Annotated in this window: 10 protein-coding genes; 3 read left to right on the top strand and 7 right to left on the bottom strand. The window is 25.8% G+C overall.

Annotated features, from left to right (window positions below; genetic code table 11):
- Position 1: 1 nt before the first annotated feature.
- From DB318_RS04655 to DB318_RS04670, 4 genes are all read right to left on the bottom strand, one after another.
- A complete protein-coding gene (locus DB318_RS04655) occupies positions 2–1,036 on the bottom strand; it encodes a DUF685 domain-containing protein (protein WP_151060752.1) in 1,035 nt (344 codons plus the stop codon).
- Positions 1,037–1,120: 84 nt separating this feature from the next.
- Positions 1,121–1,726, bottom strand: a complete 606-nt coding sequence (locus DB318_RS04660; protein WP_151060753.1) for a DUF735 family protein — start codon at positions 1,724–1,726, stop codon at positions 1,121–1,123.
- 2 nt (positions 1,727–1,728) lie between these two features.
- Positions 1,729–2,601 carry a DUF276 domain-containing protein gene (locus DB318_RS04665; RefSeq protein WP_151060754.1) on the bottom strand — a complete coding sequence of 291 codons (873 nt, stop codon included), beginning with the start codon at positions 2,599–2,601 and terminating at the stop codon, positions 1,729–1,731.
- Positions 2,598–2,933: a contractile injection system sheath initiator gene (locus DB318_RS04670; protein WP_151060755.1), complete on the bottom strand. Its 336-nt coding sequence runs from the start codon at positions 2,931–2,933 to the stop codon at positions 2,598–2,600. Before DB318_RS04670 ends, DB318_RS04665 begins: the two co-directional genes overlap by 4 nt.
- 171 nt (positions 2,934–3,104) lie before the next feature.
- Between DB318_RS04670 and DB318_RS04675 the strand changes: the two genes are divergently transcribed.
- From DB318_RS04675 to DB318_RS04685, 3 genes are all read left to right on the top strand, one after another.
- Positions 3,105–3,578: a BBA07 family lipoprotein gene (locus tag DB318_RS04675; RefSeq protein WP_151060756.1), complete on the top strand. Its 474-nt coding sequence runs from the start codon at positions 3,105–3,107 to the stop codon at positions 3,576–3,578.
- A 392-nt stretch (positions 3,579–3,970) separates the two neighbouring features.
- The gene (locus DB318_RS04680) at positions 3,971–5,227 is read left to right on the top strand and encodes a hypothetical protein (protein WP_151060757.1); all 1,257 of its coding nucleotides are present in this window, start codon (positions 3,971–3,973) and stop codon (positions 5,225–5,227) included.
- Between the two features lie 111 nt (positions 5,228–5,338).
- Positions 5,339–6,184, top strand: a complete 846-nt coding sequence (locus DB318_RS04685; protein WP_151073835.1) for a S2/P23 family protein — start codon at positions 5,339–5,341, stop codon at positions 6,182–6,184.
- A gap of 72 nt (positions 6,185–6,256) precedes the next feature.
- On the opposite strand, the gene DB318_RS04690 is transcribed toward DB318_RS04685, so the two are convergent.
- The 3 genes from DB318_RS04690 to DB318_RS04700 all read right to left on the bottom strand — a co-directional run bounded on the left by DB318_RS04690 (position 6,257) and on the right by DB318_RS04700 (position 9,037).
- On the bottom strand, positions 6,257–6,775 hold the full coding sequence (locus DB318_RS04690; RefSeq protein ID WP_151060759.1) for a BBA03 family outer surface lipoprotein: 519 nt from the start codon (positions 6,773–6,775) through the stop codon (positions 6,257–6,259).
- A gap of 235 nt (positions 6,776–7,010) precedes the next feature.
- On the bottom strand, positions 7,011–7,496 hold the full coding sequence (locus tag DB318_RS04695; protein ID WP_151060760.1) for a P13 family porin: 486 nt from the start codon (positions 7,494–7,496) through the stop codon (positions 7,011–7,013).
- 710 nt (positions 7,497–8,206) lie between these two features.
- The gene (locus DB318_RS04700; protein ID WP_151073836.1) at positions 8,207–9,037 is read right to left on the bottom strand and encodes a virulence associated lipoprotein; all 831 of its coding nucleotides are present in this window, start codon (positions 9,035–9,037) and stop codon (positions 8,207–8,209) included.
- Between the last annotated feature and the right edge of the window lie 1,339 nt (positions 9,038–10,376).

A 10,376-nucleotide genomic window follows, 5' to 3' on the forward strand; every position in this document is an offset into this window, starting at 1 on the left:
TTTATACTTTGTTTAGTATTGGAATTAATTCACCTTCGATTAGTTTGCCTGCCCCAACGTAGTACCAACCATTGTAAATTGGTGTTCTAAGTGTAGGCATGTTTTGTGAAGAAAATGATGCTATTAGTATTTTGGCAGAGCTTTTTTCAAATTTAAGGTAAAATTTTTTATTGTGATCTTCTGTTGAGCTTGAATACCTAATTTCTGCGTCAATTTTTAAATAAATGTAGTTGTCTTTGTGTGATTCGTTTATTACAATTGATGTGCTGCTTTTATTTTTAAGTACAATAGTTGTAGCTTTGGTTTTATATTGGAATTCTAATATTGCACCGTCATCAATTATTGTGTGCATTCCTCCAAAACCATATGGTTTTCCTTGCCACCAAATAGGAATATCTACAATTTGTGGGATTCCGTCTTTATAACAACTTACAATTTGTTCACTTTTTACATCAAAGGTGTGTTTAGGTATTAATTTAAAAGAGTTTTTGAATTGATCTTTAAAATTGTTTATTTGTAAATAATTTATTAAGTCACTTTTGAGTTGATTTATTTCAGATTTTTCTGCAAGAATTTCTTTTAAACTTTCAACAAAGATTTCAAATTGAATAAGTTCAAGATCTTTTGTTGCTGAGTTGTAAATTGAGATTTTATTTGAAGGTAATTTCGTGTTTGTATGTTTTAAGCTTGAAATAAACGTAGATTTTACTTTTCTAAAAACAATATCAAAATCTATGTTCTCAAGCGGCGTGCTTAGTTTTAAAAGTTCTGAGATTACCTTAATGTAAATGTTTTTTATATATTCTTTGTTTTCTAAGAGTTCCTGGCTAATTACGTCTTTTATTGCTTTTTTAAAGCAGGAAAATTCACTGCTGTAAAATGTATCGTTTTGTATTTGTTCTAGGAGATGTTTATATGTGATTGCACAAGTATCTTCTACTATGTCGTCAATAGGAATAAGATCGCTTTGATTAACTTTTGTTTTTCTGTTTAAATCTTTTATCTGGACACTCTCTTGTGGTTCGTTGGTATTCATAAATTCTCCTTTTAAATTTCTTTTAGTTTTAAATTAATATTTTTAACTTTAGTAGATAGTAGATTTTAAAAAATGATCTACTGTCTAAAATTTTTTTATTCTTGTACTTTTTATTTCTATTTGTTCTTTGTCTATAATTTTTACTATTCTTCCTATAGGAATTAATATTTTAATAAACTCATATACTGAATTTTTGTAATCTTTGGGCATATAGTTGGAAACTAGAGATTTTTTAAATCCAGTGTGTTTTACAATTATTTTTTTTAGCTTATTTTGATTGTTTGCTGCAATATTAAATTCAATCGGAGATTTAATGTTCTCAAGCAATTTTATTATTATCTCGCCTGGAGCATCTTCGTTTGAGCTGACTTCTACATTTGCGTGTAAAAAGGCCCTAAAAAGCACAATAAAGCTCTCATCAGTGCCAATAGATTTGATTGCAAAAATAATGGCGTCTAAAGAGTTGACAAGATTTTTATCTAGCTCTTTTTTAAAGTGAAATGCGTTAAATATTGAAAGCATTAGCAATGCAACGTATTTAGAGTTAATGCTATCTTTAACATTGATTGTTTTGAAGTTTTCAAGCAGTTCTTTTAGTTCTCTTAAGATTTCTTTTTTGTAATCAAGCTCACTGTAAATAAACTTTTCAATTTGGGTATTTTCTAAAAATTTTGGTATCTCTTTGTTCATCTTTATTCCCTGTTAATAAGCAGTCTTTTGTTTGTATCAAAAATAATAATTTCATTCTCTTTAGTATTTTCGTCTTTATTAAATGTAAAATCACTCCCACTAAGTTCTGTGATTTTTTTTGTGTTATCATTTTTAATGCAAGTTCCAATTCTCAGTTCTTTTATTCCTCTGATAATGCTAACTGGCGCAAGAAAATCTTGATATCTAAGAGATGTTCCCATTTCAAGGTATTTTTCGGTTAATATTTTATTGTAAATGTCTCTGATTTGAGCATCTATTTCTTTGTAAATTGCGTCTTTTGCTTCTGTTTTGTAGATTGCCTTAAGATATGCATATTTTTTCTTACCTAAGCTGAATTTGTATGTTTTTTTTTGATTGTGTTTGTTCAAAAACTCAATCTCAATATTGCCTTTAAAAACAGTTCCGCTTGGTGCTGTGTAGTATATTGCTTTCCAAATATTTTGTTTAGTTTCAATTTTAATCTCATTTTTTTCTTTGTCTTTAAAACAATCGTCTTTTAGTATTAAGTAAAGGTTAATTGTTCCAGGCCCACTTAAAATATTTATGTGCTTGACCCCGTCAACATTTAACAATGCCTTTCTTATTGCTTCGTAGGTTGAGCTTTTAGGGGTGCTTAAATCTTCTTTGAGTGCATTAAAATAGCTTCCATTTTCTTTTATTTTAGAAAAAAGCTCTTTTAAGATTTCTGATATTTGTTTGTCAATGCTTGAGCTTGGAAAGTTTATTATGTCATAAACTGAATTGTCATTAATATTTATGCCGTATTTTGTTCTCAAAATATGTTTTTTTTCATTTTGAATTTCTTCTATTGTTTTTTCTAATATTCCCAATTTTTTATCAAAAATTATACTCATATTTTAAAATCCATTTTTAAAGTGTCTTTTCCTAAAAAGAAAAATTTTATTGTTATTGTATTGTTTTTAATACTTGGCTTTACATTAATAAGATCTATTTTAAGTTCTTTTGAAAGGTTTAAAAAAAAATTTTTAATAGATTCTATTTTATTAGCTTTGCAAAGCTTAAAGTAAAAGTTGTAGTCAAATCCATAATTTGGATTTTCTTTTAAGCTGCCTTTTGGTGTTTTAAGATAAACAAATAAACGCTGTTTTTGCTCTTCAACGTTTTCTATTAATTTAAGATCATTATCAAATACTATATTAAATTTTTCGTCAATTTTAATTTCCATTTTTAACTACCAAAGTCATTTTAGCATATTTTACTCGATATTACTATAAAGTTTTATAAAATGTTTATTATTTTAAATGTTGAGATATATTATAATTTATATTTTTTTTAAAAAAAGTTTAATTTAATTTTTTACTTTAAATATTCGTGTAATCACGGTGTGGGAGACTGTATGAAAAATTTTTTATTTTTTATTATTTTATTATTCTTTGCTTGTAAAGAATTTAATTATTCTGATCTTAAGAGAAGAACTTCAAAGTCTTTAAACTCTTCTAATAGTGAATTAAATGGAGAACTTAAAACGTCTTTTGTAGACTCTTTAAATGATGATCAAAAAGAAGCTTTGTTTTTTCTTAAACAAGTGGTTCTTGATAGTAATCCCGATAAGTTTAATCAAATTTTAAGTTTAAATGAAGACAAAGTAAAAGAAATGCTTGCTACTGTTGTTAAGTGTTTGCAATCTAAAAGAAAGGCTAAAATAACCCTTGAGCGTTCAAATGATGTAGATGCTGGTAATGCTAAGCATCAGTTGCTACAGGTTGAAAGAGCCTACATAGAGAATTTGCGACAATCTTTTATAACTACTAAAACCATTGAACAGGCTTGTAATCTTGTGAAAAACTATGATGCATCTGCTTCGTTTTAACTTTTTTATTTTAATTAATTGCTCGATTAACCCCTAAAAGAGGGTTAATCTTTTTGTTTGTGTTTATTTTTTCCTGTTACGTTTTTAATATATTTGGATTTAAAAATTCAAATATTAATGATTGTGATTTACTTGTGAAATTTTACAAGATATTAAAATAATATAGATTATTAATACCAATTTATTTTAAAAGGTATTATTGTAATAATTTAAGCTTAATGCTTTGTTAACATTATTTTAATTCGGTTTTTTATTTTAAAAATATTATTTTTAAAATAATTATAAGCCTAATTCCTTTTGTAGTAAGAATTAAAATGGTGTATACATTTAGTGTATGCAAAGTGAGCTATATTTTTATTTAAATCTATAATTAAATAGAGGTAATTTAATTTATGAATAAAATAGGAATTGCATTTGGTATTAGCTTTCTATTTTTTGTTAATTGTAATAGAAAATCTTTAGAAGAAGATTTAAAAACCACCACTTCTAATAATAAACAAAATTTAATCGGCAATAAAAAAAAATCCTTAGAGTTTAAAAATAATAATCTTAAAGATTCCAATTTAAGTAATTTTGAAAGTAAAAAGAATAGCCAAGCAAGCTCAAAAAAATTTAAATACCTTAAAAAGGATTTACAAACTTTGGAAAATTCTGAAAATTTAATGCCTACAGACTTAGATCAGACCAACAATAATTTGGCTAATTTAGATAATTCTAAAACTTTGCAAAACCCCTCTTCAAAGCGCAGTATTGGTAAATCAAGGTACAGTAAAGCTTTGCTGAAAAATGCTCAGGATGAGATTTGGATTCCCAATTTAAACTTGGAAGAGGATAAAAATTTTGAGTTTTTCAAGAAATCTTTGCAAAACGATGAGAATAGACATGCTCTTGGTGGATGGCTTTTAAACAATGATGAGGTGTTAGTAAAGTATAAGTACAGCGAAAAAGATGTTAATCAATTTTTAATTGACATAGGAAAAAAGAGGTGGGGAGATTTGTCTTCTAAAATAAGTATTCTAGTAAGATTGATTGAAAATTATTCTGATAAAAGTGATAGAGAAGATGAAATTTCTCTTTTAGATATGAATTTATGCCAGCAATTTTATCTAACCAAGATTAATGCTGGTGGTTCAAATGCAGACATTCTTGTTGCTCTTGAAAAAACAGTTGATCAACAAATTAATAGTGTTAACAAAGAGCTTCTTGAATTAAAAAATTTTTCTCTTACTACAAAAGCAGAGCTTGATTGGTATTTAAATTGGAAACGTAATTTAACAGATGAAGAAGACGAGACATTGCAATTCTGCAGGGTTTTGCTAGACGGAGAATTAGATTTTGAGAATCTTGACGATTTATTTAAAAGACTTGGAAAGGAATATTCTAGGTTGATATTGAGAAAGCTAGAAGAAATAACATTAAATTATGATGTTAATGGATTTTTAAAAGAAATGGAGAAGTCACGACAATCTTTCAAACAAGCATCAAGCGCTATTAGGAATAAAAATAAAAGAGTATTGATTCTTAAAGTTAGAAATACTCTTTTAGAAATTTTTAAACTTTATTACAACAATATTGGCAAGAATAAAAAACTTTATGATTATATAAATCGTGTTTTAAATAGCTTAATAAAAGACATTAGTAGACGTTAATTTTTTTATTTTGCTTTTTTTATTAATTGATCTACACTTGCTTCTAATAATATAATTTAAAAATTTTAAATATTAAATAAAAATTAAATAAAAGTTTTAAGGGGGAGTGTTTTGAAAAGAAGCATTATATCCGTTGTAGTTTTAATTTTTAGCTGTTATTTAGATAATAATTCAGAAATAGAGAAAGAGAGCAGTGGGCTTGTTGGAAAAAATGGATCGGATAGACTGAGTCAAGGAAAAAATGGTTTAGGTTCAATGAATGTTAAGTCATTCTTAGATTCTTCTAGTTTGGTGTCGGATTTTCAAAATTATGATACTTTTAAAGCGCTTGAGAATAAAAATAAATTTATTGATTACACCCAAATAGAGTTTTTAGAAGGAGTAAAAACAATCCCTTGGGGGTTTTGGTCAATTCATGCTCGTTGGATTAAAATTAAAGCCAGAAATTTGTGCGATGAGCACGGAAATTGTATTAAAGAGCTTAAGGGGATTAAGTATTCTTATCTTGTTTCTCCTATTGATGGGACCTACATTTCTTATGCTATGCCTATAGTAATTTTTGAGACTACTTTTGAAAGTGATCCTTTTTATTCTGTTTCTCAATTTAAATTAATAAACAAGGGAAGCGATATAAATTTTAATGACAACAGGGGAGGATTTTTAGGAATACTTCCAATGTCTGAAAAATCAGTTGAGCCCGGGCTTGTAACCGCGTATCCTTTTGGTTCTAGTGATTCTAAAAGAGTGGTTGAGGCTTTTACTGCTCTTTATAGTAATGGAGTTTGGAGCGATATGATTGCCGAAATTACCATTAAGTCTAAACAAAATCCAAAAAATGAAAAAGTTTATAGAATTGCACTTGATTCTAAGCTTTTTAATGTTACTATGAAAAAAATAATTGAAAAATATCCTAAAATAAAAAGTGAAAGTATTGCATTTAATTCGTTGATTAACTAAAAAATTGTTTAAAAGCTAGTAGGTTAGCCACTAGCTTTTTTAATTAATTGTAAACTTCAGATTTAGTTTGTGCTATATTGCGTCTTTAAGGTTATTGAGTGTAGTTTTGGAATCTGCTTGATTAAAGATTGCATCAAATCCAGCAGCAAGTGTGGTTTTATAAGTATTTAACTCTTCAAGATTTTTTTCTTTTTTGTCTTTATTTTCTTTAATTTTTAAAAGCATTTCTTTTATTTCAGTTTCTTTTAGATCTAATAGGAATTTATGTATAGTCTCTTCTATTTTGCTCTCATTTCCATCGGCATTTTTAAAATTTGAACCAATATTTGGGTCTGTTAGTTTTTCTTTTAATGTGCTTATTAAAAATGTTAGCGTTTCTTTTTCAGAATAGTTTAAATTTAATCCGGCTATTAATTTTTCTAAAGGTGTTGTTTTGCTAAATTCAATTCTATCGTCATTAACTAGATTTGATTTAGATTGTAATTTTTGAGATTCTTCATCCCGATCATTATTTGACTTGTCATCATTAGTTTTGTTTTTGCAATTAAACATAAATGCTAATATGATAAATATAATAATCGTTTTTTTCAAAATAGTCTCCTTAAAAGTAGTTTTAATTATTAATAATAATTATTAATTATATCATTTTAATATAATGTTTAGAATATTTTAATTAATTGAAAATCCTTTATTAATTTAATATTTACAACAATTTCTTAATTAGGTTGAATATTGTAAAAGTTTTAATATTTTTTGCTTTTTTCAAAAGGGGTTAAAGATTATTAATTTTTATATTAGATCTTAAAAATTATTTTCTTACGTTTATTTAATAACTTTTTTTAAACAACAGCTGGAATCCGCTTATTCCAATATCAAAATTAGGTTCAAACCCCACAAGTTCAGAGCTGAGCTTTTTTTTAAGATTTTCATTGTACCAATTTGCAAATGTAAATGGAATAATAAATGAGGTTACGTATGATGCTACAGCTATACTTGTTCCTATTCCTATTAGCAGGGATCCGGTTAATTTTGTTTCATGAGCGTTAATAATCATTCCAGTCCCCAAAAGGATTATTCCTAATAAATTAAATCCAAGCACTGAACCACCACCAATATAATCTTCTTGTACAAAGGAGCCTATTCCAAAAGGTAAAAATAAATTCAAAAGAAATGGCCCTATTGGATTTTTTTTATTTTCATCATATTTATTGAAAATTTCAATACCTTTTTCAATTTTATCTTGTTTGTCTTTTGTAGCAAAGCTTTGAATTGTTAAACCAAAAATTAATATTAATGTGAAAATTTTTTTCATATTGATTATTATCTCCTAATAATGGGTTTTGATAAGTAAAATATTAGCGCAATTAATAACAAATTAATATCGTCTTATTGTAAGAAAAAAAAGGATAAAGAATATTCTTTAATGAGTTGTACAAATGGGGGACATTTAAAATCTTTTATGACGATATACTATCTACCAGTTATACATGCTTGTTGAAATTTTTTGACACTAAAAAGTCAATACAAAAAAAGTAAATTCCCCAAGTTAATTAATGAAGCCCGAAAGCTTATTTTTGGATATAATAAGTCATTAACAGGTGGTTATACAAGAGACAATATTTTAAACAACTTTATTGCTTAAAGCATTTTCAATTAATTGAGAATTAAATTAATTCGTATGTTTGAAAGCAGGTGCTATCTATTTTTATTTCTTTATAATTAAACCTTTAATTTGTTGCATAATTTTTATTTGTAACCGCCAGTTATTAAAAATAAAATTGGCAAAGTGTAATTAATGTAAATTAATTACACTTAAACATAATTTTTTAATTATATACCATTAATAATATTAATCTATTTCTAAATTACTATTATTAAATTAAAGATTATAGAAAAAATAGTTTACTTGTTCCAAGTTAAAGTTAAATCTAGGGTTAAAGCTCTTTACAATCTTTAGTTAAAACATTAAGCCTTGTCTTTCTTAAAGACAAGGCTTTTATATTATTACAATTTTAATATGGCTTAAAAGTTATTTATTGAAAGTATTTCACTTTTTAGCTTTTCTACTTGTTTTCGTTGTTTTACAAGTTGTTCTACAATTTGTTTTCCATAAAGTTCAAGTTTAGTGGTATTTGTTTTTATAGAATTCGTATCATTTTGATAATCTAATAAAAGCTGTTTTAATATTTTTGAGACGATTTCTTTTGTAGATAATAATTTTTCAAACAAATCTTTAAGCTTTTCTAAATCCGAAATCTCTAATTTGTCTAGATTGTCTTTTTTAGGATATAAGTAAACAATTATTGCGTCTATATTACTCCCAAATAAGTTTAATGTGTTAAATAGGCCTTCTGTTTCTTTTGATAACATTACAATTTCTGTAAATTCCTTGAATTTATCAGTATCTATATCATTTAGCGCCGCATAAGTTTGTTTTCTATATTTTATAGATCTCTCGGTATTGGCAGATACCTTTTCACCTGGTCCGTCTCCCCAGCCTAATTCTTTGAAGGCTAATATTCCATATTGATCTGGAGATTCTTCTTCAATTTTTTTTAAATATTTTTTTCTGTATGCGTTAGCTTCTTCTATGAAACTTCTTAAATCATTAAGCAGCGTGTTTTTGGGATCGTCTGCTTCTTGATTTTGATCTGCTTCTTGATTTTGATTTGCCTTTTGATTTTGATTTACTCCTTGATTTGCTTTGGTTTTAAGGGTTGATCTATTTTTATTAGATTTTGGACTCTTTTTATTAGAGTAATACTTTTCATCTTTTTGATTGGTGTTAAAATCTGGATTGCAGGCAGTTAAGAATAGAAAAACAAACATGCTTACAATTATTTTATATTTCATAAATAAATACTCTCCTTATTTATAATAATAATAATAAATATAATTCAATATTAATTATATTTCAATATTAATATAATACAATATTAATTCAAAATTATTATTAATATAATACAATATTTAATTCAAAATTTTATTTAATTAAATATGTATTATTGAAATAGTAATATTTCTATTGTCAGAGGTTTTATAATATTTTAAGTTTTTTAAAAATCGTTATTATTATCCAATGTTTATGTATGTATTTATATATTTATTTTATAAGGATATTATTCAAATATTAAATTCCCATAAATCAATATTACGATTTGGCATTTAACAATTCTTTAGAAAACATAAAATTGACATAAATTTACACATTATGTTTATTACTTTTAGAGAAATCTATTCTAGTAAAGCTTTTTAAGGTTGGTAAAAATAGTATTTAGATAAACTTTAATATTTATAGACGAATAGATTATTTTAGCAGTAATGTAGAAAGGAGGAGTATATGTGAAAACTTTAGCTAGTGGGTATTTTAACGATAATGCAAAAGAAAATGTTTTCAAATTTTTATTGCTTTAATGGAAGGAATATGTGTGTCTATTAATAGTAGATAATAGCTAATTAGCAGTTTCTAAAATAATTAATCAAACAATATGAATGAAATTAAAGGATTAAGCAGCTTATCAAAAATAATACATTGAGCTTAGAATAGCTTTTAAAATTGGCAGATGAAGTCAAGACTAAATCTAAAAAATCTAGTCAAGACATTAATTTTCATAATAAGGATAATAAAGGTAATAATATAGAAAAAAAGATATTCCTAAGTTAGTAAGATTAATTCAAAATGAATCAAGAGATCTATCTAGTTTAAAAGCTATTGATTAATATAGGTTGTGATATTTCGTATGTGGCTAAAATTAATCTAAAAAGTAAATTCTAAAAATAATAAAATTATTGTATGAGTTATTGGGAATGTCGTCAACTGCCGATGGCCTTATAATAACCTGGCTAATTATAATAATCTTAAATTAGCCAGATGACAAATTTAATAGTGGGCATGACATAATAAAAATTATGTGGTTACTCATAGTAATAGTGGAGGTAGATATAATATAATAGATAATTGGGGCAAGTAGTTTGTAAAATAAAAAAAAAAGATGAAGCAATGTGCCATACAGATATTTAAAATCTAATAGATGGGATTATTAAGAAATGAATCTAATTTTGAGTTAGGTGTGTTGTTAAATCCCTTAGATTATATCGTTATGCCCTTTATACTAAAACAATATAAATTAATTTATATTGTTTTAGTATAAAGGGCATAACGATATAATCTAAGGGATTTAACAACACACCT

The sequence above is a fragment of the [Borrelia] turdi genome, assembly GCF_008828755.2.
Classification (GTDB): domain Bacteria; phylum Spirochaetota; class Spirochaetia; order Borreliales; family Borreliaceae; genus Borreliella; species Borreliella turdi.